The sequence below is a fragment of the Burkholderia sp. Tr-20355 genome (assembly GCF_017104685.1).
Taxonomy (GTDB): Bacteria; Pseudomonadota; Gammaproteobacteria; order Burkholderiales; family Burkholderiaceae; genus Burkholderia; species Burkholderia seminalis.
On record NZ_JAAGPK010000126.1, the window covers coordinates 1 to 24,259 of the forward strand.

General features: G+C 68.6%; 23 protein-coding genes. 8 read left to right on the forward strand and 15 right to left on the reverse strand.

What is annotated here, in order from left to right; all coding sequences use genetic code 11:
- Positions 1 to 106 precede the first annotated feature (106 nt).
- Positions 107 to 3,346, reverse strand: a complete 3,240-nt coding sequence (locus G3N62_RS25310; protein ID WP_124670576.1) for an efflux RND transporter permease subunit — start codon at positions 3,344 to 3,346, stop codon at positions 107 to 109.
- 321 nt (positions 3,347 to 3,667) lie between these two features.
- On the opposite strand from G3N62_RS25310, the gene G3N62_RS25315 reads away from it, so the two are divergent.
- Positions 3,668 to 3,973, forward strand: coding sequence for a DUF4148 domain-containing protein (locus G3N62_RS25315; RefSeq protein WP_124670577.1), 306 nt, complete (start codon positions 3,668 to 3,670; stop codon positions 3,971 to 3,973).
- 476 nt (positions 3,974 to 4,449) lie between these two features.
- Here G3N62_RS25315 and G3N62_RS25320 read toward each other — a convergent pair whose 3' ends face one another.
- The 10 genes from G3N62_RS25320 to G3N62_RS25365 form a co-directional block, all read right to left on the reverse strand.
- Entirely contained in the window at positions 4,450 to 5,001 is a 552-nt protein-coding gene (locus G3N62_RS25320; RefSeq protein ID WP_124670578.1) for a DUF2878 domain-containing protein, read from the reverse strand.
- 43 nt (positions 5,002 to 5,044) lie between these two features.
- Entirely contained in the window at positions 5,045 to 5,587 is a 543-nt protein-coding gene (locus G3N62_RS25325) for a chalcone isomerase family protein (RefSeq protein ID WP_049028789.1), read from the reverse strand.
- A complete protein-coding gene (locus G3N62_RS25330) occupies positions 5,577 to 6,806 on the reverse strand; it encodes a cyclopropane-fatty-acyl-phospholipid synthase family protein (RefSeq protein WP_124670579.1) in 1,230 nt (409 codons plus the stop codon). Before G3N62_RS25330 ends, G3N62_RS25325 begins: the two co-directional genes overlap by 11 nt.
- A complete protein-coding gene (locus tag G3N62_RS25335) occupies positions 6,803 to 7,657 on the reverse strand; it encodes a DUF1365 domain-containing protein (protein ID WP_124670580.1) in 855 nt (284 codons plus the stop codon). The genes G3N62_RS25330 and G3N62_RS25335 overlap by 4 nt, the downstream gene beginning before the upstream one ends.
- On the reverse strand, positions 7,654 to 8,961 hold the full coding sequence (locus G3N62_RS25340) for an FAD-dependent oxidoreductase (RefSeq protein WP_124670581.1): 1,308 nt from the start codon (positions 8,959 to 8,961) through the stop codon (positions 7,654 to 7,656). Before G3N62_RS25340 ends, G3N62_RS25335 begins: the two co-directional genes overlap by 4 nt.
- Before the next feature lie 92 nt (positions 8,962 to 9,053).
- The gene (locus G3N62_RS25345; protein ID WP_124670582.1) at positions 9,054 to 9,665 is read right to left on the reverse strand and encodes a lipocalin family protein; all 612 of its coding nucleotides are present in this window, start codon (positions 9,663 to 9,665) and stop codon (positions 9,054 to 9,056) included.
- An 8-nt stretch (positions 9,666 to 9,673) separates the two neighbouring features.
- Entirely contained in the window at positions 9,674 to 10,774 is a 1,101-nt protein-coding gene (locus tag G3N62_RS25350; protein ID WP_059557889.1) for a class I SAM-dependent methyltransferase, read from the reverse strand.
- Positions 10,771 to 11,604, reverse strand: a complete 834-nt coding sequence (locus tag G3N62_RS25355; protein WP_124670583.1) for a DUF1295 domain-containing protein — start codon at positions 11,602 to 11,604, stop codon at positions 10,771 to 10,773. The genes G3N62_RS25350 and G3N62_RS25355 overlap by 4 nt, the downstream gene beginning before the upstream one ends.
- Positions 11,605 to 11,759: 155 nt before the next feature.
- Positions 11,760 to 12,494: an anti-sigma factor gene (locus G3N62_RS25360; protein ID WP_034190989.1), complete on the reverse strand. Its 735-nt coding sequence runs from the start codon at positions 12,492 to 12,494 to the stop codon at positions 11,760 to 11,762.
- Positions 12,491 to 13,087: a sigma-70 family RNA polymerase sigma factor gene (locus tag G3N62_RS25365; RefSeq protein ID WP_034190990.1), complete on the reverse strand. Its 597-nt coding sequence runs from the start codon at positions 13,085 to 13,087 to the stop codon at positions 12,491 to 12,493. The genes G3N62_RS25360 and G3N62_RS25365 overlap by 4 nt, the downstream gene beginning before the upstream one ends.
- 250 nt (positions 13,088 to 13,337) lie before the next feature.
- On the opposite strand from G3N62_RS25365, the gene G3N62_RS25370 reads away from it, so the two are divergent.
- Complete coding sequence (locus tag G3N62_RS25370; RefSeq protein WP_124670584.1) at positions 13,338 to 13,907, forward strand: lipocalin family protein; 570 nt, start codon at positions 13,338 to 13,340, stop codon at positions 13,905 to 13,907.
- A gap of 57 nt (positions 13,908 to 13,964) precedes the next feature.
- Here the strand turns inward: G3N62_RS25370 and G3N62_RS25375 are convergent, their stop codons facing one another.
- Positions 13,965 to 14,624, reverse strand: a complete 660-nt coding sequence (locus G3N62_RS25375; protein ID WP_034190992.1) for a carbonic anhydrase — start codon at positions 14,622 to 14,624, stop codon at positions 13,965 to 13,967.
- Positions 14,625 to 15,071: 447 nt separating this feature from the next.
- Between G3N62_RS25375 and G3N62_RS25380 the strand changes: the two genes are divergently transcribed.
- Both G3N62_RS25380 and G3N62_RS25385 read left to right on the forward strand, forming a co-directional pair.
- Positions 15,072 to 15,791: a response regulator transcription factor gene (locus G3N62_RS25380; RefSeq protein WP_049030868.1), complete on the forward strand. Its 720-nt coding sequence runs from the start codon at positions 15,072 to 15,074 to the stop codon at positions 15,789 to 15,791.
- On the forward strand, positions 15,791 to 17,281 hold the full coding sequence (locus G3N62_RS25385) for a HAMP domain-containing sensor histidine kinase (RefSeq protein ID WP_124670585.1): 1,491 nt from the start codon (positions 15,791 to 15,793) through the stop codon (positions 17,279 to 17,281). The genes G3N62_RS25380 and G3N62_RS25385 overlap by 1 nt, the downstream gene beginning before the upstream one ends.
- A gap of 25 nt (positions 17,282 to 17,306) precedes the next feature.
- On the opposite strand, the gene G3N62_RS25390 is transcribed toward G3N62_RS25385, so the two are convergent.
- The 3 genes from G3N62_RS25390 to G3N62_RS25400 form a co-directional block, all read right to left on the reverse strand.
- Positions 17,307 to 18,407 (reverse strand): AraC family transcriptional regulator, encoded by a 1,101-nt coding sequence (locus G3N62_RS25390; RefSeq protein WP_124670586.1) that lies wholly within the window; start codon positions 18,405 to 18,407, stop codon positions 17,307 to 17,309.
- Between the two features lie 129 nt (positions 18,408 to 18,536).
- On the reverse strand, positions 18,537 to 18,992 hold the full coding sequence (locus G3N62_RS25395) for a carboxymuconolactone decarboxylase family protein (RefSeq protein ID WP_034190995.1): 456 nt from the start codon (positions 18,990 to 18,992) through the stop codon (positions 18,537 to 18,539).
- Positions 18,993 to 19,299: 307 nt separating this feature from the next.
- A complete protein-coding gene (locus G3N62_RS25400) occupies positions 19,300 to 20,091 on the reverse strand; it encodes an HAD-IIB family hydrolase (protein ID WP_124609325.1) in 792 nt (263 codons plus the stop codon).
- Between the two features lie 308 nt (positions 20,092 to 20,399).
- Between G3N62_RS25400 and G3N62_RS25405 the strand changes: the two genes are divergently transcribed.
- From G3N62_RS25405 to G3N62_RS25420, 4 genes are all read left to right on the forward strand, one after another.
- Complete coding sequence (locus G3N62_RS25405) at positions 20,400 to 22,034, forward strand: AMP-binding protein (protein ID WP_124670587.1); 1,635 nt, start codon at positions 20,400 to 20,402, stop codon at positions 22,032 to 22,034.
- Between the two features lie 8 nt (positions 22,035 to 22,042).
- A complete protein-coding gene (locus G3N62_RS25410) occupies positions 22,043 to 23,203 on the forward strand; it encodes an AraC family transcriptional regulator (RefSeq protein ID WP_124670588.1) in 1,161 nt (386 codons plus the stop codon).
- Positions 23,204 to 23,555: 352 nt separating this feature from the next.
- Positions 23,556 to 23,744 carry a hypothetical protein gene (locus tag G3N62_RS25415; protein ID WP_124670589.1) on the forward strand — a complete coding sequence of 63 codons (189 nt, stop codon included), beginning with the start codon at positions 23,556 to 23,558 and terminating at the stop codon, positions 23,742 to 23,744.
- A gap of 304 nt (positions 23,745 to 24,048) precedes the next feature.
- Positions 24,049 to 24,259, forward strand: a 211-nt coding sequence (locus G3N62_RS25420) for an acyl-CoA dehydrogenase N-terminal domain-containing protein (protein WP_206141333.1), incomplete at its 3' end; no start/stop codon positions are given.

Here is a 24,259-nt window from a genome sequence, read left to right on the forward strand (position 1 = left end):
TGTCCATGTTTGTGTGCACACACCACTACCACCGAGAGCTGACCTGACCTTAAGACGCTTTCCCTACACGACGCGCTTCCGATCCGGGCGTCAGCACGTCGGCGCGTCAGCGCAGCGCCGGCGTATCGGGCGCGGACTGCACGCGCCGGGCGGCCGCGGCGTCGCGGCGCCGGGCGAGCCACGCGTGGACGAAGCCGAACAGCACCGGGACGAACAGCAGCGTCGAGAGCGTGCCGAACGCGAGGCCGCCGATCACCGCGCGGCCGAGCGGCGCATTCTGCTCGCCGCCGTCGCCGAGGCCGAGCGCCATCGGCAACATGCCGATCAGCATCGCGAGCGCGGTCATCACGACGGGCCGGAAGCGGTTGAAGCCGGCGTCGAGCGCCGCCTGCCACGGCGATGCGCCGGCCGCGAGCAGCTCGCGCGCCGCGTTCACGACGAGGATGCTGTTCGCGGTCGCGATGCCGATGCACAGGATCGTGCCGGTCAGCGCGGGCACCGACAGCGTGGTGCGCGTGACGAACAGCATCCACGCGATGCCGGCGAGCGACGCCGGCAGCCCGCCGACGATCACGAGCGGATCGAGCCACGACTGGAAGTTCACGACCATCAGCAGGTAGACCAGCGAGATCGCGAGCGCAAGGCCGCCGAGGAGGCCCGCGAACGATTCGTGCATCGCCTGCACCTGGCCGCGCAGCACGATCGACGAGCCGGGCGGCAGTTGCGCGCGCGCGGCGTCGACGAGCTTCGTCACGTCGGCCGTGACGCCGCCGAGGTCGCGCCCCTGCACCGACGCGAAGAGGTCGAGCACCGGCTGCACGTTGTAGTGCGACACCACGGCCTGCTGCGTCGTGCGCGAGAACGAGCCCAACGAGCCGAGCAGGTTCTGCGCGGGCGCGCCCGCGGCCGGGCCGCCGGCCGGCGTCTGCGGCGCGCGCGCGGTGCCGGCGGGCAGCGGGACGTTCGCGAGCGACTGCAGCGAATTCACCGTGTATTGCGGCGTCTGCACGAGCACCGGGTAGCTGACGCCGTTGCGCGGATCGAGCCAGAAGTTGGGCGTCGTCTGCGAGCTGCCGGACAGCGCGATCAGCAGGTTCTGCGCGACGTCGCGCTGTTCGAGGCCGGCCTGGATCGCCTTCGTGCGGTCCACGTTGACGTTGATCGCGGGTTCGTCGCCGGGCTGCTGGATGCGCGCGTCGACGAGCCCGCGCACGCCGCGCAGCTTCGCGAGCAGCGCATTCGCGACCGCGCGGTTCTGGTCGAGCTTGTTGCCGACGATCTGGATGTCGATCGGCGCGGGCAGCCCGAAGTTGAGGATCTGGCTGACGATGTCGGCCGGCAGGAACGCGAACGTCACGCCGGGGAACGACTGCGCGAGCACGTTGCGCAGCGTCGCGACGGTCGCGGCGGTCGACGCGTGATTCGGCTTCAGCGTGACCAGCACGTCGGCGTCCTCGGTACCGATCGGGTCCGACGAGTCGTACGTGAGGTTGATCCCGCTTACCGGCACGCCGATGTTGTCGAGCACGCTCGCGAGCTGGTTGGCCGGAATCACGTCGCGGATCTTCGCTTCGACCTCGTCGGTCAGTCGCGCGGTTTCCTCGATCCGCGTGCCGGTCGGCGCGCGCAGATGCAGGCGGATCTCGCCGGTGTCGACCGACGGGAAGAAGTCCTGCCCGGCGAACGCGTAGAGGCCCGTCGACGCGACGCACGCGAGCAGGAACGCGGCCGCGAAGCGGCGGCGCCGCGCGATCGCCGCCGAGAGCAGCGCGCGATAGCGCAGCCGGACGGCTTCGAAGCGATGCTCGAACGCGGCCTGGAAACGTGCGACGCGCGCGAATACGCCGCGCGGCGGCCGGCCGTTGCCTTTCGCGCGCATCAGCACCATCGCGAGCGTCGGCACCAGCGTGCGCGAGAAGAAGTACGACGCGATCATCGCGAAGATCACGGCCTCGGCCAGCGGCACGAACAGATAGCGCGCAACACCCGTGAGCAGGAACATCGGCACGAACACGATGCAGATCGACAGCGTCGACACGAAGGTCGGCACCGCGATTTCTCCCGAGCCGGTCAGGATCGCGTCTTCGAGCGGCGCGCCGCGCTCGAGATGATGCGTGATGTTCTCGATCGCGACGGTCGCGTCGTCGACCAGGATCCCGACCGCGAGCGCGAGCCCGCCGAGCGTCATGATGTTGATGGTCTGGCCGAGCACGGACAGCGCGAGCAGCGACGTGAGCACCGCGAGCGGGATCGTGATCGCGATGATCAGCGTCGCGCGCCAGCTGCCGAGAAACAGCAGGATCATCAGCGCGGTCAGGCACGCGGCGATCAGCGCTTCGCGCACGACGCCCTGGATGGCCGCCTTCACGAACACCGATTGGTCGTCGAGCGGCGAAATGTGCAGCGCCTTCGGCAGCCCGGCCGCGATCTTCGGCAGCATCGCCTTCACCTGGTCGATGATCGTCAGCGTCGACGTGCTGCCGGTCTTCTCGACCGTCAGCAGCGCCGCGCGCTTGCCGTCCGCCCGCACGATGTTGGTCTGCGGCGCGTAGCCGTCGCGAACGTGCGCGACGTCGCGCACGTACACGACGTTGCCGCCGATCGTTTTCACCGGCAGGTCGTTCAGCGCCGCGACCGTCTGCGTGCTGCCGTTCATCTGCACGTTGTATTCGTGCGTGCCGATCTTCGCGGTGCCGCCCGGCAGGATCAGGTTCTGCGCGTTGATCGCGTTCACGACGTCGATCGGCGCGAGCCCCTTCGCCTGCAGCGCGCGCGTGTCGAGGTCGACGACGATCTGGCGGATCTTGCCGCCGAACGGCAGCGGCACCGCCGCGCCCTGGACGGTCGCGAGCTGTGTGCGGATGAAGCTGTTGCCGAGGTCGTACAGCTGCTGCTCGGCGAGCGTGTCGCTCGACAAACCGAGCTGCAGGATCGGCACCGTCGACGCGTTGTACGTGATGATGTTCGGCGGCAGCGTACCGGGCGGCAGGATGCGCAGGATCGACGCGGCGTTGCTCGCGGCTTCCGCGATCGCGCGATTGATGTCGGCGCCCGGGTGGAAGAAGATCTTCACGACCGACACGCCGTTCAGCGACTGCGACTCGATGTGCTCGATGTCGTCGACGTCGGACGTGAGCGCGCGCTCGTAGTTCGACGTGATGCGCTTGGCCATGTCTTCCGCGGAGAAGCCGTTGTACGACCAGACGATGCTGACGACCGGGATGTCGATGTTCGGGAAGATGTCGGTCGGGGTGCGCAGCAGCGCAAGCGGTCCCGCGATGAAGATCAGCAGCGCGAGTACGACGAACGTGTAGGGCCTGCGTAACGCCAGCCGGACGATCCACATGATGGTGCTCCTCGAAGCAGGGCTCGGATGCGCATTCGATGCGACGAGCGTGCAGTCTGCCGGCGCGGCGTTGACCCGACCCTGACCCGAAGATTACGAAACCGTTATCTGTGCCGGCGCGCGGGTGCGCAGCGTCCGACCGGACCGGTTGGCTCGCGGCCGACAGGCGGCAGCCATCAGATGACAAGACCGTAATCGAAGCCTCACCTTCCGGAAAGCGCGCGAATCGCAGAATGGATTCCACTCTTCATCGCATCGATGCGGAGCGACGGTCCGGCCTGGTGTGCGGACGCCAATACGCCATCTTGAGAGGTGAACATCATGAACAACCTGATTCGTGCAGTCCTGCTTTCCTGCGCATTGAGCGCGCCGATCGTCGCCTTCGCGCAAACCGCCGACGGCATGGTCACGCGCGCCGACGTGCGCGCCGATCTCGTTCGGGTCGAAAAGGCCGGTTATCGGCCGGTCGGCAGCGATCCGTACTATCCCGACGACATTCAGGCAGCGGAGGCGAAGATCGCCGCGCAGTCGTCGCAATCGGTTGCCGCTCGGCCGTCCGTCGTCGCCGGTGCGGCCGTGTCATCGCTCGCGTCGCTTGACGCGCAGCCGTTGTACGAGCATCACTGAGCGCGATGTTCGACCCCCTTCGCGGCCGCGACGGAAGCGGCTGCGGATTCCAGGTGTGTCGTCCGCCGGTCGCTGTTTCAACGCGGCGCCCCCGAACCGTGGCGGCTCATCGAAACGGATCCGGCGATCCAATCGCTTCGAGAGCGGCCTTGTCGCGACGCTACCGCATACCTTGCGCGAGAACGCGCACGAGTTCTCGATCGGCGATCCGGCGCGGGTGCCTGGCACCGCCGCACGTGACCGGCGCCGCTGCCGACAGGGCAGGCCCCGAGCGCCTTGCAGCGGATCGGTTACCGACGCTTGCCAGTATTGCTCACGACACGGGGCGACTTGGCGAGCGGTTGTCGGCGCAACTAAAGGAAGCGGCCGGCCGGAATGTCATGTCGGTCCGGAACGCGTCCGGGAGAACGGGGAAGGCCCGTGTCTTGACGAGCGAGCACGGTTGACAGGCAAGCGGTAATGCCGACGGAACCGTGTCAATGATCGTCGCGTGTTCCGTCCAGGCGCTGGCCTAACCAGACGGCCGACGGCAGCATGACCGCCCAGCCGCATGCGAGCAGCATCCATGCGGTCGGGCTCACGAAGCGCACCGCGCCGAGCGCTGCGCCCGCCCGGAACGAGAGCGGGCCGGCGACGGCGCCCAGCAGCGCGGCGGCCAGCCAGCGCCCGCGCAGCCAGCGCCCGCGCAGCCAGCGCAGCGGGACGTTCAGCTGGGCGGCGAACAGCACCCACAAACCCGCGATCCAGTAAGGCGCCGTTCCTTCCAGCAAGACGCCGTTCGGGTAGCGCAACGCGCCCGTCGCAACGGGCACGGCATCCCAGCTCCAGCCGATCGCAGCGACGATCGCGATCAACGACGCTTCGCGGGCGGGGAAACGGGTGCGCAGCAGGTGGCCGCCCGCCAGCAGTACCGCACACAGCGTCCCGATCCAGCCGCGCCCATGTGCGGCGCTCGACACGCAGACGAGCCAGCCGGCTTGCGACAGCACGAGATACGCGGCGGTTTCGACGGCGGCGGAATGAAGCATGAGTCGCTGCGCGTTCGGCCGGCCGGCGGCCGTCGTCGCACGCTCACATGTTCGGCCCTTGGCGGACCGGGTCGCCAAGCAACTCGCGGCGCAGCGATGCTGCCCGGGTGCGCGGATCGAACCAGATGGCGAAGAACGCGCGCGCGAAGTCCGGATCGGCGACGTCGGACATCAGGCGGTCGTTCTTGTAGAAACGCGCGCCGCGGCCCGGCAGGTAGACGCCGCAGAGCACGTCGCCGCGCAGCACGTCGGTAAAGGCGCCGGCGATGTCGGCGCGCCAGGCGTCGCGGGTCGCCGCCGGCAACGGCGTCGCGGCCAGGCGCTCGATTTCGGCGATGCCGGTGGCGACGAGCCGCTCGCCCTTCACGTCGTGGCGGTACGCGAGCGAAAGGGCGAACGGCGTATCGAATGCCGCGGGCGAACGGGACGCCCAAAGCTGCGCGTCATAAAGGCAAAGCCCGAATACGCAGAATCGGCCGGATCCGATCATCCGCGCCGACGCCACGTCGTCGACGCATCCCGCGTTCGCCACCTGCGTGGCGGCATACGCGGCCACGGCCACGAGGATCGCGAGCCTACGCGTCATGGCGGTCCCCGCTCGAGACGACGAAGTGCATCACGTCGGTGCGCCGCTCGGCAAATCCCGCTTCGCAATACGCCAGGTACAGGCGCCAGGTGCGGATGAAGGTCTCGTCGAATCCTTGCGCGCGGACCGCGTCGAGGCTGGCCTCGAACGCCGCGCGCCATGTGCCCAGCGTGCGCGCATAGTCGAGACCGAACGCATGCACCGGTTCGGCGATGAGGCCCGCGTGCCGGGCCGCGCCGACGAAGCGCTCGGCGCTTGGCAGCATGCCGCCCGGGAAGATGAACTCGCGGATGAAGTCGCTCGATGCACGGTACGCATCGAACTGCGATTCGGCGATCGTGATCGACTGGATCAACGCCCGCGCGCCTGCTTTCAAGCGCTGCCTGAGCGTGTCGAAATACACCGGCCAGAACGCTTCACCCACCGCCTCGAACATTTCGATCGACACGATCGCGTCGTAGCGCCCGTCGATGTCACGGTAGTCGCGCAACTCGAGTGTCGCGAGACCGGACAGCCCCGCCCGCGCGATGCGCTCCGCCGCCAGCGCGTATTGCGACGGCGAGATCGTCAGCGCGTGCACGCGGATCCCCTGGCGGGCCGCATGCATCGCGAAGCCGCCCCAGCCGCACCCGATCTCGAGCACGCGCATGCCGGCGCGCAGGCCGAGCGAATCGACGATGCGCTGATATTTCGCCGTCTGCGCGTCGGCGAGCGAGCGCCGCGCGTCGCCGTCGAAGCACGCGCTCGAATACGTCCACGTTTCGTCGAGCCAAAGCGCGTAGAAGGGGTTGCCGAGATCGTAATGCGCGTGGATGTTGCGGCGGCTGCCGGCGCGCGTATTCGCCCGCAGCCGGTGGCGCAGCGCATACCAGAGGCGGGCGAAGCGGCCGCCCGTCACCGTGCGCGCGATCGCCGGCTCGTTGCGGATCGCCAGACGCAGCAGCGCGACGAGGTCGGGCGTGTCGATGCGGCCCGCGCGATACGCGTCGGCAAAGCCGATGTCGCCGGCGCGCAGGATCGCGCGGCACGCCCGCCAGTCGCGGATCTGCAGCGTCGCGGCCGGCTGGCGGTGCGGATCGCCGAACACGTATTGCGCGCCTTCGGGCGTCACGAGTATCAGGTGGCCGTGCCGCAGCCGCCGCAGCAGCGCGACAAACAACCGCGCGGAAAGCGGCAGCGCGGGTTGCGAGGCATTCGATAACAGGCGCAGCAGGGTCATGGGCGGACCTCGTGGTCGGATACCGCAGGGCGGCATGGCGGCGACACCGGTGCCGACGGGGGCGGCAGCGCACCGGCGCGGGGCGGCCGGGCAGGGGGCGTCCTGCCGTGGAACGGCACGCGCTTGAGCCAGAGCCGCAGCGCTTGCCAATGGATGCGGACGAGCACGCCGATCGCATTGAACGGCTGCCGCGCGAGCGCGCGCCACGCCCGCGCGGCACTCAGCGGGCCGGCCTGCATGACGAGCGCCGTCCGCAGCAGCGGACCGTCGTCGTCGCGGTAGTCGATGGCGACCAGCAGGTGGTCGCCGCGCTGACGCACGCGAAACGCGTACGTCCCGGCGACGTCGCAAAACGGCGATACATGAAACGTCTTGCGGCAGACGAGGACGGTGTCGTCCCCGATCGGCGCGTGCCGCGTCGCGCTCAGCAGGTAGCCGTGGTTCGCGCCGAACGTGTTGCGCACATCCGCGTACAACGCGCGGAGGCGGCCCGCGCGGTCGTAGCAGTACCAGAAGCTCACGGGGTTGAACGCATGGCCGAAGAGGCGCGGGATCGTCTGCAGCCAGATCGGGCCGTCGGCCGGAATGCCGGCTTCGGCGAGGCGGGCCCGCAGCCAGGGCGCAAGCGGCTGGCCGTCACGCGGACCGTAGTCGCGCGACGCGAGTCCGAACGGCCGCCAGCGATCGACGCCGAACCAGTGGCCGCCGATTTCGTGAAGCCGCTCGATGTCGCAGCAAACCTGGAACAGCGGATACGTGAACGCATGGTGCACGGGCCGCAGCCGCTCGTGCATCACGTGCCCGACCAGAAGCCGCGCGCCGCTGCCGTCGCTCGCGAACGGCACGTTCATGGCTTGGCCCAGGCCGGCTTCACGCCGAAATCGTCGGCCACGCGCAACGCGGATTTCAGGCCGTCCTCGTGAAAACCGTAGCCCGTCCACGCGCCCGCGAACCACGTGCGGTGCCGCCCCTGCAGCGCAGGCAGGCGATCCTGCGCGTCGACGGCGGCGAGATCGAGCAACGGATGCTCGTAGTCGTAGCGACCGAGCTGCGTGTCGGGCGCGGGCGCGTCGATCGGGTTCAGCGTGACGACGACCGGCGTGCGGAACGGCAGCGGCTGCAACTGGTTGATCAGGTAGCTCACACACACGGGCGCTGCGCCGTCGGCAGCGGGCGCCGCACGACCGCTCAGGTAGTTCCACGCCGACCACACGCGCCGGCGGCGCGGCAGCAAGGCCGTGTCGGTGTGCAGCACCGCGACGTTGCGTTGGTAGCGCACGGCGCCCAGCACGCCGCGTTCGGCTTCGCTGGCGTCCGCGAGCAGCCGCAGGCTCGTCGGCGCGTGGCACGCGAGCACGATGGCGTCGAACCGCTCGCCGCCGGCCGCGTCGGTCGCCACCGTGACGCCCTGTTCGTCGCGCCGAACGGTACGGACCGGCGTGTTCAGGCGGACGTCGTCGAGCGTCGCGGCGATGCGCTCGACATACTGCCGTGCACCGCCCGCGATCGTGCGCCAGGGCGGGCGGTTGTTGACCTGCAACAGCGCGTGGTTCAGGCAGAAGCGCAGGAACGTGGCGGCCGGAAACCGCAGGATGTCGCCGGCCGCGCTCGACCAGATCGCGGCCGCCATCGGCAGCAGGTAATGATGCTGGAACGGTGCGCCGTACCCGCCCGCGGCGAGCAGTTCGCCGACCGACAGCCGCTGGCGGCTCGCCGCATCGAGGTGGTCGTGCGCGGATGCATTGAAGCGCAGGATATCGCGCAGCATGCCGAGAAACGTCGGCGAAAACAGGTTGCGGCGTTGCGCGAACACGGTGTTGAGGTTGCTGCCGGCCCATTCGAGCCGGCCGCCGTCGACCGACACCGAGAACGACATGTCGCTCGGATGCGCGGCCACGCCGAGTTCGGCGAGCAGCGCGATCAGGTTCGGATAGGTCCGGTCGTTGAAGACGAGGAACCCGGTATCGACCGGGTGGCGCGCGCCGTCGAGTTCGACATCGACGGTGTGCGTGTGGCCGCCGAGGTAGCCGGCCGCCTCGAACAGCGTCACGCGGTGACGACGGGCCAGCAGGTAGGCGCTCGCCAGGCCGGCGATGCCGGCGCCGACGACGGCGATCCGCCGCCCGGGCGGCAAGGCAGTGAGGGGCTGGTGCATCGCGAAGGGTCTCCGTCAGGCGGGTCGGCGGTCTCGGGAAGGGTTGTTCGGAGATACGGAGCAAAGCGGGCGGCGGATGCGCGTGGCCCGCTTCAGTCGCGCTCGCCCGGCGAGGCGAAGCCCGGTTGACCGATCTGCCCCGGTGTTTGCGGCACGCGCCTGAAGCGCGACGTGTCGTAGCCCATCGCATCGAGCCGCGCGAGCAGCGAGCGATACGTCGCGTCGTCCATCGTCGGCTCGCGCGAGAAGATCCATCCGAGCGTCTTGCCCGGGTAGCCGAGGATCGTATGGCGGTAGTCGGGATCGACATAGAGCGTCAACTGCGTGACGTACACCGGCCAGAACAGCCGCACGCGCCATTCGCCGCCCCCGCTGCCGGGCTTTGCCGTATCGACGAAGCGATAGCGTTGCTCGGGCCGGTCGAAGCCGCCCTTGCGGCCGACGAACACGTCGTCGATCCGGCCGTCCTCGCGCAGCGTCCACTCGGCACGGCTGCCCACGTAATCGCGTTCCACGAAGTACGGGATGTTGGCGATCACGTACCAGCGGCCCATGTAGCGCGGCAGGTCGACGGGCACGCTCGACAGGGGCACGGCCGCACGCGGATTCGTGTTCGGCGCATTGCCCGAGCAGCCCGCGGCGATGGCGAGTGCAAGACCTGCCGCGAGCGCGGCGGCGAAGCGGCGGACGATCGGGGACGGCATCACACGTCTCACGCGCGTACCGGCCGCTTGTCGAACAGGTAGTGGGCGACGCCCCATTCCTGGCCGCCGGCATAGCCGAACAGCTCGGCGACCGCCATGTAGAACATGCGCCAGCGCTGGAACCAGATCCGCGCGTCGGCGCCGTAGACCGTTTCGAAAATCGGCATGATCCGGCCGCGCGCGGCGTCGAGCGACGCGAGCCAGTCGTTGGCCGTGCGAGCATAGGCGGTGCCGTCGATCCACCATTGGCGGTCGAGACGGACGTCGTCCTGGAACCGCGGCAGCAGATGGGCCGACGGCATCGTGCCGCCGGTGAAGAAATGGCGCGACATCCAGTCGGTGTCGTCGCGCACCGCGAAGTGATAGGCGAGCAGCTTGTGCGCGAAGACGTGCACGAACAGCTTGCCGTCGTCGTGCATCCAGCGCGCGATTTTCGCCAGCAATTGCCGGTAGTTCTTCATGTGCTCGAACATCTCGATCGACAGCACGCGGTCGAAACCCGCTTCGCCGGGCGCGAAATCGAAGTCGACCACGTTGCCCGTGACGATCCGCAGATTGGTCAGCCCGCGCCGGGCCGCGCATTGCTCGATGAAGTTTCGCTGACCGTGAGCATTCGACAGGCCGACGATCCGCGCGTGCGGATAGCGCTCGGCGAGCCACAGCGACAGCGACCCCCAGCCGCAGCCGAGATCCAGGATGCGCTGGCCGTCCGCGAGACCGGCCCGCTCCGCGTAAAGCGACAGCATCGCGTCCTCGGCTTGAGCGAGCGTTTCGTTGCCGAGCGGGTAATAGCCGCACGAGTATTTCAGCCGGGGGCCGAGATGGGCTTCGAAGAACGCGCCGGGCACTTCGTAATGCTGCGTGTTGGCCGCTTGCGTATCGATCGCGATGGGGCTCGCGTTCAGTTCGTGCACCAGCCGCTCGAAGGCGGCCGCGCGCCGCTCGCCGTCGAGCAGATGTTCGTCGCGCAGGCGCTGCCGCAGCAGGGCGCGCATCCCGGCGCGGATCAGCGGATCCGGCAGCCAGCCGCGTTCGCAGCAGCGGATCAGCCACGTGTCGCCGGGGGCGGGCATCCGGGCGGGCGACGGTTGCGAGGCGGTGGCGGTCATGAGCGCGTACTCCTGTCTTCGGGATGGTCGGGGCGGGCAAGGGGCGGGCACGCGGCCGGCCTGGGCGGCCACGGAACGAGGGCGCTGGTCGTGCGCATGTATTCCCGGTAGCCCGGCCGCGTTCGCACGAGATGCGCCTCGAGCAGCGGCAGGCCGGAGACCCTGAGCAGCATCCACGCCATCAGGAACGGCGGCATCAGCGTGAGCCAGCCCCACGGCATGCCGATCGCCAGCGCCGCGTAAGCGCACCAGTGCAGACATTCGAAGAAATAGTTGGGGTGACGCGAATAGCGCCACCAGCCCACCCGACAGACGCCGTCGCGGCGGCCGGGGGCGGCCAGGAAGCGCTTGAGCTGCCGGTCGGCGGCGGCCTCTCCGGCCACGGCGACGAGCCAGATCGACACGGCGGCGACGGCAGCGGACCGGGACGGCGCGTCCGGACTGTATGCCGGGACGAAGAACGCGACCGACAGCACCATCGAGATCAGCGCCTGCAACTGGAACAGCCAGAACATGTTGCGCGGCGCGGCGTCGCCCCATTGCAGGCGAAATTGCCGATAGCGCCGGTCCTCGGGTTGCCGATGGTTGCGACGCCACAAGTGCCGCGCGAGCCGCAGCCCCCAGATGCCGCCGCCTGTCGCGACGAGTGCGCGGTTCAATACCGGGCCGGTGCCGAGCCCCGCGACGAACACGGCCATGCCGCCGAGCGTCACCGCCCAGACCGGGTCGATCATCCCGGCATTCCGCGAGCGCAATTGGCTGATCCACACCGCCGTGAACGACAGGAACAGTCCGACGAAAGCGAGGAGGGCAACGGCGACGGCAGGCATGCGGGCGGCTCCGGGGACGCGATATCCGTCATATACGGAGCCGAAGGCCAAACGGATGCATCGGGATGCGCCGCGACTTGCGCGCGGACGACAGGGGCGCGCACCGCGCTCTCCCGCGAAGGGCGGTTGCCCGACGCGGGGTGGCGCGGCGCCCGTTATGCCGCGTGCATGGCCCCGGTGGCGAGCACCGGACCGGTGGGTTGACCGCTCGGCGAGCCGCCGCGCGGCTCGATCGACACGGCGAGCACCGCGCGCGCGCTGAGCTGCGCGACGATCGCGGGCGGCAGCGTCATCGACGCCGGCGCGTCCGGCGTGAATACGCCGAGCGAGATCGGCTTCGCATTCGGCGGAATCAGCCAGAGCTCGGTCGAGCGATTCGCGGCGATCGTCGGCTTGTCCGCCGGTACCACGACCATCCGGGCGCGGCGCAGGTCGACCGTGGCGGTCCAGTGTGCGACGCCGTCCGCTCGTGCAATCGTGGCCACCATGTAGCTGCCCGCGACGGCGGCCGCGCGCGGCGGCGCTTCGTTCACCCGGATCAGGTTGACCGCGAGCAGTCCCAGCGCGGCCGCGCTCGCGCCGAGGCCGACCCAGCGCCACAGTCGCAGGCTGTTCCACCATCCGTCCGATGGCGCGGTGCCGTGTGCGGCCGGCGGAACGAAGAAGCCGAGGTCACGCTGGATTCGCGTCCAGACCCGGCCGGGCGGGGCGACGGGGGCGACGTCTTCCGCGAGCGGTGCGAAGCGGCGCTGCCAGCGCGCCAGCGTCGCCTGCAATAGCGGATCGCGTGCGGCGGATGCCTCGAGTGCGCGCCGCGCATCGGCGTCGAGCACGCCGAGCGCGTATTCCGCGCAGCGCAATTCGGGATCGTGATCGGCGGGCGTATTCATTGCTCGAGACATCCCTTCAGCTGCATCAGGCTGCGCCGGATCCAGCTTTTCATGGTTCCGAGCGGCACACGCAGGCGCGCGGCGAGTTCGCTGTAAGTCGCGCCGCTGAAAAAAGCCTCGCGTATTGCGCGGCCCTGAACCGGCTCGAGCCGCTCGAGGCAGCGTTCGAGGCGCTGGCGCTCCTGGCTTGCCTCCGCGAGCGCGGCGGGCGTCGGATCCTCGTCGGGGAGATCCAGCACCTGTTCGTCGTCGAGTGGCGCCTCGCGATGCTGCCGTAACCGGTCGATCGTCCTGTTGCGCGCCAGCGTGGTCAGCCACGTCATCGCACCGCCGCGTGCCGGATCGAATGCGTCGGCCCGTCGCCACACGGCCGTGTAGACCTCCTGGAGCAGATCCTCGGCTTCCCCGCGATCGTGAACCATGCGCACGATGATGCCGAACACCCGCGACGAGCTCAGCCGGTACAGCTCGGCGAAAGCCGCCTGGTCGCCGCTCGCGACCCGCGACATGACCTGGTTCAGGTGTTCGCGACGCACGGCATCGGCGTCGGTTGACGGGTCGAAGCGCTCGGCACCATCCGGCGTGTCGTTCATGCTGAAGAAATGGCGAGAATCGCCATGGCGTGAATGTCGAGCGAAATATAGCACTGCCGGATGCACTTGATCGAGCGATCGACGGCGGACCCGCTGAATGTCGCGCATGGTGGCGAACCGTATGAAGACGTTGCAACGAGATACGAACGAATCGCCCGCCGGGATGCAGACGACCGCTGCCCCCGCCGCTGCTGACGCGGCAGGGTGGTTGCATGCACAATGATGCGATTTCGTGGCCGGGAGGGCTTCAATGAAGCGATCTGTTTTTCGTGCATCCGTGCGGACGGCGGCCGTGGCCGTTGCCGGCGCGGCACTGTTGCTCGCGGGATGCGCGGGCCTCGCGGGCGGCAAGAGCGGCAACGCGCAGGTGCCGCAACCGGCCAAGGCGGTCGATCTCGATCGTTATGTGGGTAGATGGTATGAGTTCGCGCGCTATGAAAACCGTTTCGAGCGCGGTTGCGACGGCGTGACGGCCGACTATGCGAAACGCGACGACGGCCTCATCGGCGTGCGCAATACCTGTCGCGAAGGCGGGCCGGACGGCCCCGCGCGCAGTTCGGACGGAAGGGCGAGGATCGTGGCGAACAGCGGCGACGCGAAATTGAAAGTGTCGTTCTTCGGGCCGTTCTTTCTGGGCGACTACTGGATACTCGATCACGCCGACGATTATTCATGGTCGATCGTCGGCGAGCCGTCGGGGCGATTCCTGTGGATCCTGACGCGCGTCGCGAAGCCGTCGGCCGCGCAAGCCGCCGCGCTCGTCGAGCGCGTACGGACGCTCGGCTACGATACCGCGATGCTGCGCCGCACCGCGCATTGAACTGGCGGCGCCGGCCATCGGTTTGCGCGAGACGCGGCGCGCCTACGCGAGGCCGAACTAGACCTGCCCGCGATTGCGTGCGTCCACGGCGACCACCGTGGGCGACTCGGCCAGCGGGACGAAGCGCCGGGTCGCGCCGTCCAGTGCGTCTATCCCGCCCGTCTCGATGTCGTACACCCACCCGTGCAGGTTCATGCGTCCTTGCTCGAGCGCGAGTGCGACGGAAGGATGGGTGCGGAGGTTGGCAAGCTGGGCGATCACGTTTTCACGCACGAGCCCGTCGAGCTTCGCGCCCGGCGTATCGTATTGATGCGCGGCGTTGATGACTTTCGCGGCGTCGGCGTGGCGCAGCCAGTTCGCGACAGCGGGCAAGTGATCGAGGCAGGTGCAACGCGAAATCGCGCCCATCGCGCCGCAATCCGAGTGGCCGCAGATCACGATGTCGCGAACACCGAGGACGGCAACCGCATATTCGACCGTGGCCGACACGCCGCCGGGTTCAGGCCCGTACGACGGCACGATATTGCCCGCGTTGCGGATCACGAAGAGTTCGCCCGGTTCGCGCTGCGTGAGCAGTTCCGGCACGACGCGGCTGTCGGAGCACGTGACGAACAGTGCTTTGGGGTTCTGCGACGTGGCGAGTTGCTTGAAGAGTTCGACGCGTTGCGGGTAGACGTCGCGCTGAAAACGTAGAAAACCGTCGATGATGTCACGCATGCTTGCTCCAGGGCTTCGGATTCGATTCACCGGCGCAGCGAAGGCGGGTCGCTCGCGCGGCGGGCAATATTATGCCGATATCGGGCTTGCGTGGGTATGGTGCCCCTCCGACAAATAGGGCTGGATTCGATGTTTCGATGTCGCGTCGGCGGAGCCGGCCGGCTTCCGGGTTCGCCTGCCGCACGGCTTGCCGCGCATACGGGCGCCAATCGCGTGTTCGAGCGGGACAACTCGTCTGTTGTTTTGGGGGACGGGGCGGAAAGCGTTGAGGGCACTGGCTCGCGGAACGAGGGTGATCAAGAGTTCAACGAAATGTGATCACTTCCCGCGGCAAAATTTTGCACAATGACGGCAGCGCGGCTTTTCCGCCGCGACTCGACCCGGGCCGCCGATCGCCCGCCGACCACCGTTATCGAACCGAGCTTCGACGTGCCGCCGCCCACCGCCATGGACCAACCGAAACGCATCCTGATCGTCGAGGATGACGCCGACATCGCCGACGTGCTGAGCCTGCACCTGCGTGACGAGCGCTATGAAGTCGTGCACAGCGCGGACGGTGCCGAAGGGCTGCGCCTGCTCGAACAGGGCGGTTGGGATGCGCTGATCCTCGACCTGATGTTGCCGGGCGTCGACGGCCTCGAGATCTGCCGGCGCGCCCGCGCGATGACGCGCTACACGCCGATCATCATCACGAGCGCGCGGTCGAGCGAGGTCCACCGGATCCTCGGTCTCGAGCTCGGCGCCGACGACTACCTGGCGAAACCGTTCTCGGTGCTCGAACTCGTCGCGCGCGTGAAGGCGCTGCTGCGGCGCGTCGATGCGCTCGCGCGCGATTCGCGCATCGACGCGGGCACGCTCGACGTCGGAGGGCTCGCGCTCGATCCGATCGCGCGCGAGGCGAGCGTCGACGGCGCGCGCATCGACCTCACGCCGCGCGAATTCGACCTGCTGTACTTCTTCGCGCGGCACCCGGGCAAGGTGTTTTCGCGGATGGACCTGCTCAACGCGGTGTGGGGCTACCAGCACGAAGGCTACGAACACACGGTCAACACCCACATCAACCGGCTGCGCGCGAAGATCGAGGTCGATCCGGCCGAACCCGTGCGGATCCTCACCGTGTGGGGACGGGGCTACAAGCTCGCCGCGCCGGGCCAGCGGGACGCATGATGAAGCTCACGCTTACCCAGCGGCTGTCGCTCGTGTTCTCGATCCTGCTGCTCGCGTGCTCCGGCGCGTCCGCGTGGCTGCAGATCCGCGCGAACGACATGCGTGAAAAGGAAGTCGTGCAGGCGCTGTCGCGCGACCTGGCCGCGAACATCGCCAACAGCGCGCCGCTGATGGACGCGAACGGGCTGCGCCCGGACGCCGTGCGCACGCTGTTCAGCCAGTTGATGGGCGTGAACCCGAGCGTCGAGGTGTACCTGCTCGACAACGCCGGGCGCATCAAGGGCGACGATGCGCCGCCCGGCCACGTGAAGCGCGACCGTATCGATCTCGCGCCCGTGCAGCAATTCATCGCGGGCCGGCCGCTGCCGATCCTCGGCGACGACCCGCGCAGCCCGGACGCGCGCAAGGTGTTCAGCGCCGCGCCGCTGCAGCGCGCGGGGCAGCCGCCGTTGGGCTACATCTACGTGGTGCTGCTCGGCGAGGCGCACGACCGGCTTGCCGCGCGCGTCGATGCAGGCAACGTGCTGCGCACGACGCTGTGGTCGATGGCGGTGGTCGCGCTGCTCGGCTTGATCGCGGGTCTCACCGCGTTCAGTTTCATCACGCGCCCGCTGCGCCGGCTGACGGAGGCGATGCGCGGCTTCGACGCGAACGGCGCGCCCGACACGCAGCCGCCGGTGCCGCGCTCGCCGGGCCGGCGCGGCGACGACATCGTGGTGCTCGAATCCGCGTTCGCGCAGATGGCCGACCGGATCGGCGACCAGTGGCGCGCGCTGACGCGCCAGGACCAGCAGCGGCGCGAACTGATCACGAACATCTCGCACGACCTGCGTACGCCGCTGACCTCGCTGCACGGCTATCTGGAGACGCTGTCGCTGAAGGCCGACACGCTCGCCGAACCCGAGCGGCGGCGCTATTTGTCGATCGCGCTCGCGCAGAGCGCGAAGGTCGGCCGGCTCGCGCAGGCGCTGTTCGAGCTCGCGCGGCTCGAATCGGGCGGCGTGCAGGCCGAGCGCGAGCCGTTCTCGCTCGTCGATCTCGTGCAGGACGTGTTCCAGAAATTCGAGCTGACCGCGGCGTCGCGCGGCGTCGCGCTGCATGCGCGGATTCCGCCGCGCGTGCCGGTCGTGTCGGCCGATCTCGGGATGATCGAGCGCGTGCTGACCAACCTGCTCGACAACGCGCTGCGGCACACGCCGCCGCACGGCGAGGTCGAGGTCGCGCTGGAGCCGCGGGGCGACCGCGTGGTCGTGACCGTGGCGGATACCGGCGCGGGGATTCCGGCCGCGCGGCGCGAAGGGCTGTTCCAGCGGCCGCAGCGGCCGATGAGCGGCGGCACGGTGACGAGCGGCGGGCTCGGTCTGCTGATCGTGCACCGGATGCTCGCGCTCAACGGCAGCGGCATCCGGCTCGTCGACCGGGCCGGGCGCGGCGCGGTGTTCGAGTTTGCGCTGGCGGTCGCGCCGGCGGCGGCCGGCGACGCGCGCTGACCGCCGTCGGCGGCATCCGCCGTGCTTATCCGCCGCGCTTGCGCCGCACGTCGCTCGGCGTCGTGCCGGTCCAGCGCTTGAACGCGTGGCGGAACCCGACCGCATCGCTGAAGCCGAGGGTCAGCGCGATGTCCTCGGTGCTGAGCGTGGTCGTGCTGAGGTAGTCGATCGCGAGCGCCTTGCGCACGCTCGTCAGCAGCTCGCTGTACGACGTGCCTTCGGCTTCGAGCTTGCGGCGCAACGTGCGCGACGTGATGCACAAGGTGTCCGCGATCGCGTCGATGTCGGGAAACTGCCCGGGCGTGCGCGTGAGTTCCTGGTACACGCGCCGCGTGACGCCGGCCTGGCTGCGCAATGCCTCGAGCAGGCTCGCGCAGTGCGACGACACCTGCGCGGCGGTGATCGGATTCGCGAGCTGCGGCGCGCGCGCGAGCCAGGCGGCCGGATAGCTGAGCACGTGGTGCGGCTGGTCGAACGCGATCGGGCATTCGAGCGCGTCGGCCAGTGCTGCCGCGTGCGGCGGTTCCGGCTGCGCGAACTGCGCGCGCGCCGGCACGCACCACGCGCCCATCACGTCCTTGATGATCGTCACGTGCAGCGCGAACTGCATGTCGATCAGGAAACGGTACAGCGGCGCGTCGAGATCCGGCAGCGCGACTTCGTGCCGGTCCGGAAACAGCCACGACGCGGTGTCGCCCTGTTCGACCCAGCGGATCGCGAGCATGCCGTTCGCGAGGCGGTGATACTTGACCGCCGAATCGAACGCGTGCGCGAGCGATTCCGAGCACAGCATCGCGTAGCCGTACATCCCGTAGCTCGACGCGTGCAGCCGGCGGCCGACGCGCACGCCGAGATCGGTGCCGTCGTAGTGGCCGATCGCATGGCGCGCGGCTGTCAGGAACTGCAGCGGCGACGTGAGCGTGAACGGGTCCGCGACGTCGGTCGGCGTCAGGCCGGTGCCGTCGAGCACCGCGGCCGGGTCGAGGCCGGCCTGGGCGGCCACGTCGAGCAGCACGGCCAGCTTGGCCGGCGTGAAGCGCTGCTCGCGCAGCGCGTGAGCGGGCGCGGCGTCCGGCAGGCGGACTGCGCGGGCGGCCGTCGGGTTCAAGAGCGCACTGCGCGGCATGGCGGGATCCTGCGTCCGAATCGATATCGTTTACGGCACGCAATTCTGCGCGGGAACGGTCCCATGCGCTACAGGGTTCACCCTGATACGCGCGCCGGCATGACCCGGCGCACCCGGCCTCGACCGGCGTCAGCCGGCCTGGAACACGCCGGCTTGCCATGCGAACGGCTTCGCGAGCCGGTTCCACGTGTTGATTTGCGCGACGATCAGCGTGAGTGTCGCCAGTTCGTCGCGATCGAAGTGCTCGCGTGTCGCGGCGACGAGCGCGTCGTCGATCGCGTGCTCGCTGAGCAACGTGAGCGCTTCGGCCCAGCGCAGCGCGGCCTGCTCTTTCGGGCTGTAGAGATCGGGCGTTTCGTGCCATACCGGCAGCAGGTTGTAGCGCAGCGGATCGTCGCCGGCATGGATGCCTTCCTTGATATGGCGGTCGAGACAATACGCGCAGCCGTTCAGCTGCGACACACGTGCGCGCACCAGTTCGACGAGCTTGAAGTCGTGACCGGTGTGGTTCGCGTATTCCTCGACGTTGAGCACGACGTCGAGCAGTCGGGCGGGAAGCTGTCCAAACGAGATGCGTTCAGGCATGGCGATTGACCTTTGATCGAGTGGTTGACCGAGGAGTCCGGTCTTGTTTCCGTGCACTGCCGGGATAGCTGGCAGTTACGAAGCAATCCTTATCATGAGGAGGATGGGGCGACCGGCGTGACCGGGCGACGAGACGGACGTGATCCGTCGTGCGGATGCGCCCGGCTTCATCGGCGGCGGTTGCGGAAGGGTGGACCGTCGCGAACCGGAAGCGAAGCGATCGTATCAGGCGCGGCCGGCGACCGGAATCGCCCGATCCCGTATGGTGTTCATGCCGGCAGGGCGATAGTCGGACCGCCGCACCGAGTCAGCCCTGAACGACCGGGCGAGCACGCAGGATCGCGTCGGCGAACTCGACGAATCCGCTGCCGCCGGGGCCGTGCGTGATCCATCGCGGCAGGACGGGCAAGTGCTGCAGATAGTCGACCACGGTGCTCATGCCGGCCGTGTGCGTGAAATAGCCGAACATCGGCGCGTCGTTCGTGGAATCGCCGGAATACGCGACGCACGCCGGCGCGGCGTCGGCGTCGACGCCGTACGTGCCCGACAGCACGCGCAGCGACATCGACAGCTTGTCGTATCCGCCGATCCAGCCGATGATCCACAGATTGTTGATGGTCGCGTCCGCACCGGCCGCGACCAGCGCGTCGAGGATCCGGTCGTCCTGGCCGGAGCCCGTGCGTGCGTACGCGAGCGACGTCAGCCTGAAGTCCTGGTCGTCCGCGAGGCGTGCGGCAGGGACGGCCTGCTCCACATGCCGCGCGATACGCCGGTGTGCGTCACGCGCGTCGGCGAGCGCGTCGTCCGCGTGCCAGTAGCGGCGTTCGACGCCGTGCCCGTCCGGGCCGCGCCGAATGAAGAGTCCGCCATTCTCCGCAATCACGCCGTCGACCGGCCACATGCGCGCCATCTGGTCGCACCAGCCCGCCGGCGCGGCGGTCACGGGAATCACGCGGATGCCGTGCGCCTGCAGCCGCTCGAGGGCCGCATAGGTGTGCGCGGCCAGGCGGCCCCGATGGGTCAGGGTCTCGTCCATGTCGGTCAGCAAAAATCGAACGGACGAGAAGGTGTCGGCGGGAGCGAGGGAAAGCGGCTGCATCGTTTCGACGAATGAAGGGCGATCGTCGATTATGAAGAAGGGCGGCGGGCGCTGCCATGCCGCTTGATGCTTTGCAATCCGCGTTGCGGAATAAACGGCTGCCCGCCGCGGCAAGCGAGGTTGCCTGGACAAGTGCGCCTGCCCGCATGTCCGTTTCGATCATCTTTTCGGCCGCCCGGATCATTTGCAAAGCGCGTCGCGCGAGCGATAGTCGCCGGTCAGGCGACGGCCCGCGTCCTTTCGGCGTGCAGGCCGCCGTGCGAACGGTGCGCCGGGTGCGCACCGTCCCCCGAGCCGAGGAGTGAGACATGACGAAGAGACACTGGACCGGGTCGTATGGCTCGATCCCCGCCGAGATCGACGCCGATCGCCACCCTTCCGTCAGCGCGCTGCTGGACGATGCGATGCGCCGCTTTGCCGATCGCCCGGCGTTCCATGCGTACGGCCGCACGCTCACCTATGCCGACGTCGACCGCCTGTCGACCGCGCTGGCCGCCTATCTGCAACAGGTCGTCGGCGTGCGCAAGGGCGATCGCGTGGCCGTGATGCTGCCGAACGTGCTCGCGTTTCCGGTCGTGTTCGTCGCCGTCGCGAAGATCGGCGCGGTCCAGGTCAACGTGAACCCGCACTACACCGCGCGCGAGCTCGAGCATCAGCTCGACGACGCGGGCGTCGAGGTGGCCGTCGTCTGCGGCGGCTCGATGGGCACGTTCGCCGACGTGGTCGGCGCCACGCGCGTGCGCACCGTGCTGAGCGTGGGGCGCGGCGATCTCGGCGTCGTCGATGCGCCGGCCGGCACGTGCGACGCGCTGCCGCCCGGCTCGATCGCGCTCGCGGACGCGATTGCCGCGGGTGAAGCGCTCGTGTACGCGCCGGTCGCGCTCGGCGGCGCGGACCTGCTGCTGCTGCAATACACCGGCGGCACGACCGGCCTGTCGAAGGGCGCGGCGCTGTCGCACCGCAACCTCGTCGCGAACATCGAACAGTTCGCGGCGATCGTGCCGGCCGCGCGGGCGCCGGGCGAAGAGGTCGTCGTCACGGCGATCCCGCTGTATCACATCTTCGCGCTGACGGTGAACTTCCTGTCCTACTTCGCGATCGGCGCACAGAACTGGCTCGTCGCGAATCCGCGCGACATGGACGGGTTCATCGACGTGCTGAAGGCCGCGCGGCCGACGGTGTTCGTCGGCGTGAACACGCTGTACGCGGGGCTCGCCGGCCATCCGCGGCTGAAGGAAGTCGACTGGTCGCGGCTGAAGCTGTCGGCCGGCGGCGGCGCGGCGGTGATCGACGTGATCTCGTCGCGCTGGAAGGCCGTGACGGGTAATTTCATCCGCGAGGGTTACGGGCTGTCCGAAACGTCGCCGGTCGTGTCGTTCAACCCGCAGTCGATCGATGCCTTCACGGGCACCACGGGCCTGCCGCTGCCGTCGACCGACGTGAAGCTCCTCGACGACCAGGACCGCGAGGTGGCGATCGGCGAAGCGGGCGAGATCTGCGTGAAGGGGCCGCAGGTGATGAGCGGCTACTGGCAGAAGCCGGACGCGAACGCGGCCGCGTTCACCGCGGACGGTTATTTCCGTACCGGCGACGTCGGCGTGTTCGACGAGGCCGGCTTCCTGCGGATCGTCGACCGCAAGAAGGACATGATCATCGTGTCGGGTTTCAACGTGTACCCGAACGAAGTGGAAGCGGTCGCGACCGCGCTGCCGGGCGTCGCCGAATGCGCATGCATCGGCGTGCCGGATCCGCGCACGGGCGAGGCCGTCAAGCTGTTCGTGGTGCGCTTGCCGGATACCGACGTGAGCGAGGCACAACTCGTCGCGCATTGCCGCGCGAGCCTGGCGGCGTACAAGGTGCCGAAGATCGTCCGCTTCGTCGACCGGCTGCCGAAGTCGACGGTCGGCAAGATCCTGCGGCGGGAACTGAGCCGTATCGACTGACGGCGACGATGCGCCGCGCTGCCGCCGCGGCGCGGCCCCGCGCGCCGAAGACCGCGAGGGCCCCGAAGGCCCGGCGCGGGCCGCTCAAGTACAATGCGAGCGGTTCGACCGACGGGGACGCGATGACCGGTTCTGACTCACTTTCCGCCCGGCCCGGGCATGCGCTGCCGTCGCCGAGCGCGACGGTGCCGATCTCGCTCGTCAACGGCTTCCTGGCAAGTGCGGGCGCGCAGCGCGACGTGGTCGAGCGCTACCTGCGCGGCGCCGGCATCCCGCTCGAGCTGCTTGGCGAGCCGCATGCGCGCGTGACGGAGGAGCAGTTCTCGACGCTGTACCGCACGCTCGCGATCGACCTCGACGACGAGATGCCCGGCATCTTCTCGCGCCCGCTGCGCGGCGGCACGCTGAAGTACCTGTGCCTGAGCCTGCTCGATGCGCGCAACCTCGAAACGGCGCTGCATCGTTTCGGGCAATTCTTCCATATCCTGCTCGACGACTTCTTCGTCGAATCGAAGCGCGACGGCCTCGTCGCGCAGGTGCTGCTGCGCCCGAACGACGCGATCGGCCCGATCGGCGCGCTCGGCCAGGAGCTGATGCTCAAGCTCGTGCACGGGGTGTGTTCCTGGCTGATCGGGCAGAAGATCCCGCTGTTGCAGATCGAGTTCGCGTGCCCGCGGCCGCGCCACGCGGTCGAACACCTGTATTTCTTCACCGGCTCCGTGAAGTTCGACCGCGAGCGCACGCTGATGCGCTTCAGTGCCGACTACCTCGACGCACCGATCCGGCAGAGCAAGCGCAACCTGCGCAAGTTTCTCGCGCGTGCGCCCGGAGACTGGATCTTCGAAACGTTCAGCGAACAGCTCGTGTGCCATCGCGTGCGGCAGTACCTGTCGGCGGCGCTGCCCGACCTGCCCGTGATCGAGCAGGCGGCCGAGCACCTGCATTGTTCGGTGCGCACGCTGAGCCGTCACCTTGCTGCCGAAGGAACGACGTTCCAGGTGCTGAAGGACGAGTTGCGGCGCGACATCGCGATCCAGCGGCTGACGGACACGCCGGACACGATCGCGGCGATCGGCGCCGATATCGGTTTCGACGATCCGAGCGCGTTCCATCGCGCGTTCCGGCACTGGACGGGGAGCACGCCGGGGACTTACCGGCGCCAGGCCTGATGCGTGCGGGGGCAGCCGGATTTCGCGGACGGCTCCCATAACCGGCTGCCATCGGTCGGTCCCATAGCCGGCTCCCTTTTTGATGTGTGCATTTGCGAAAGCGAAACGCGATTTCACCGACTGCAGCGCACCGCCACGCGCCCGGAGGGTGTCCATGCGCCGGACGCAGTCGAATCGAATATCGAACCGGCGCGGCCTTGTTTTCGTCAAGCCAAACGTGCGTTTGCGAGAATGGATGTCGAAGAAGCGTGGTGCGGACTGACCGACGGCGTCATCACCTCGTATTCGCTTTTCTATGGGGACTTAACGGCGAAAGAGTGCCGCCAGATAGTGGCGCATGGCGTAGAGGTAAATGAGCAAGATGACTGCCGACACTGCGGTGGCTGCCACGCGCTGCGCCGCGGCCGATTTTGACTTGACAGGCGGTCGGGAGGCTGTCCCTTTTTGCCTGATTCGATTTGCCGCAAGCAATACTGCAGCCAATGCCCCGGCTCGAATCACTGCATCGGTCATGGTCATTTTCTATTTGCGTGATGTTTGATCGGTCGAGATGTGCGATTTGAGAGGTATGGTACACGTAGCAGCCGATTTCTCAGGTCGGGTGTACTGTCGAACGCAGGCCGAATCCCTGAAACGCCTTCCCGCCAAACCCGTGTCCAGCCGACCGTTCCCGGCCACACCTCCCCATCCCGTGGCCGGTTTTGTCACTATGTGGGCCGGATATGACAATGAGAATCGGCGACGGCGGCATTACGATGGGTCGTCACGTCGCCCGGGTCTGGCCGGTTCTGCCGTATCCGCCCGCCCGATCGCGCCTCATTCACCGCCTGATTGGAACATCGACCATGAGCTATAACGCCCCCGTCAAGGACATGCTGTTCGTGCTGAAGGAACTCGCGGGCATCGACGCCGTCGCGCAGTTGCCGGGCTTCGAGGATGCCGGTTACGACACGGCGCAGGCCGTGCTCGAGGAGTCCGCGAAATTCTGCGGCGAGGTGCTGGCGCCGCTGAACGTCGAGGGCGACCGCCACCCGAGCAGCTGGAAGGACGGTGTGG

Bases quoted from the DNA above. Each gene is read 5' to 3' on its own strand.
- G3N62_RS25345 (WP_124670582.1), bottom strand. From the start codon at position 9,665: ATGCCGTCCCCGATCGTCCGCCGCTTCGCCGCCGCGCTCGCGGCAGGT.
- G3N62_RS25315 (WP_124670577.1), top strand. From the start codon at position 3,668: ATGAACAACCTGATTCGTGCAGTCCTGCTTTCCTGCGCATTGAGCGCG.
- G3N62_RS25400 (WP_124609325.1), bottom strand. From the start codon at position 20,091: ATGCAGCCGCTTTCCCTCGCTCCCGCCGACACCTTCTCGTCCGTTCGA.
- G3N62_RS25360 (WP_034190989.1), bottom strand. From the start codon at position 12,494: ATGAATACGCCCGCCGATCACGATCCCGAATTGCGCTGCGCGGAATAC.
- G3N62_RS25380 (WP_049030868.1), top strand. From the start codon at position 15,072: ATGGACCAACCGAAACGCATCCTGATCGTCGAGGATGACGCCGACATC.
- G3N62_RS25365 (WP_034190990.1), bottom strand. From the start codon at position 13,087: ATGAACGACACGCCGGATGGTGCCGAGCGCTTCGACCCGTCAACCGAC.
- G3N62_RS25410 (WP_124670588.1), top strand. From the start codon at position 22,043: ATGCGCCGCGCTGCCGCCGCGGCGCGGCCCCGCGCGCCGAAGACCGCG.
- G3N62_RS25310 (WP_124670576.1), bottom strand. From the start codon at position 3,346: ATGTGGATCGTCCGGCTGGCGTTACGCAGGCCCTACACGTTCGTCGTA.
- G3N62_RS25340 (WP_124670581.1), bottom strand. From the start codon at position 8,961: ATGCACCAGCCCCTCACTGCCTTGCCGCCCGGGCGGCGGATCGCCGTC.
- G3N62_RS25350 (WP_059557889.1), bottom strand. From the start codon at position 10,774: ATGACCGCCACCGCCTCGCAACCGTCGCCCGCCCGGATGCCCGCCCCC.
- G3N62_RS25390 (WP_124670586.1), bottom strand. From the start codon at position 18,407: ATGCCGCGCAGTGCGCTCTTGAACCCGACGGCCGCCCGCGCAGTCCGC.
- G3N62_RS25355 (WP_124670583.1), bottom strand. From the start codon at position 11,604: ATGCCTGCCGTCGCCGTTGCCCTCCTCGCTTTCGTCGGACTGTTCCTG.
- G3N62_RS25325 (WP_049028789.1), bottom strand. From the start codon at position 5,587: ATGACGCGTAGGCTCGCGATCCTCGTGGCCGTGGCCGCGTATGCCGCC.
- G3N62_RS25370 (WP_124670584.1), top strand. From the start codon at position 13,338: ATGAAGCGATCTGTTTTTCGTGCATCCGTGCGGACGGCGGCCGTGGCC.
- G3N62_RS25335 (WP_124670580.1), bottom strand. From the start codon at position 7,657: ATGAACGTGCCGTTCGCGAGCGACGGCAGCGGCGCGCGGCTTCTGGTC.
- G3N62_RS25330 (WP_124670579.1), bottom strand. From the start codon at position 6,806: ATGACCCTGCTGCGCCTGTTATCGAATGCCTCGCAACCCGCGCTGCCG.
- G3N62_RS25375 (WP_034190992.1), bottom strand. From the start codon at position 14,624: ATGCGTGACATCATCGACGGTTTTCTACGTTTTCAGCGCGACGTCTAC.
- G3N62_RS25415 (WP_124670589.1), top strand. From the start codon at position 23,556: ATGAGCAAGATGACTGCCGACACTGCGGTGGCTGCCACGCGCTGCGCC.
- G3N62_RS25320 (WP_124670578.1), bottom strand. From the start codon at position 5,001: ATGCTTCATTCCGCCGCCGTCGAAACCGCCGCGTATCTCGTGCTGTCG.
- G3N62_RS25405 (WP_124670587.1), top strand. From the start codon at position 20,400: ATGACGAAGAGACACTGGACCGGGTCGTATGGCTCGATCCCCGCCGAG.
- G3N62_RS25385 (WP_124670585.1), top strand. From the start codon at position 15,791: ATGAAGCTCACGCTTACCCAGCGGCTGTCGCTCGTGTTCTCGATCCTG.
- G3N62_RS25395 (WP_034190995.1), bottom strand. From the start codon at position 18,992: ATGCCTGAACGCATCTCGTTTGGACAGCTTCCCGCCCGACTGCTCGAC.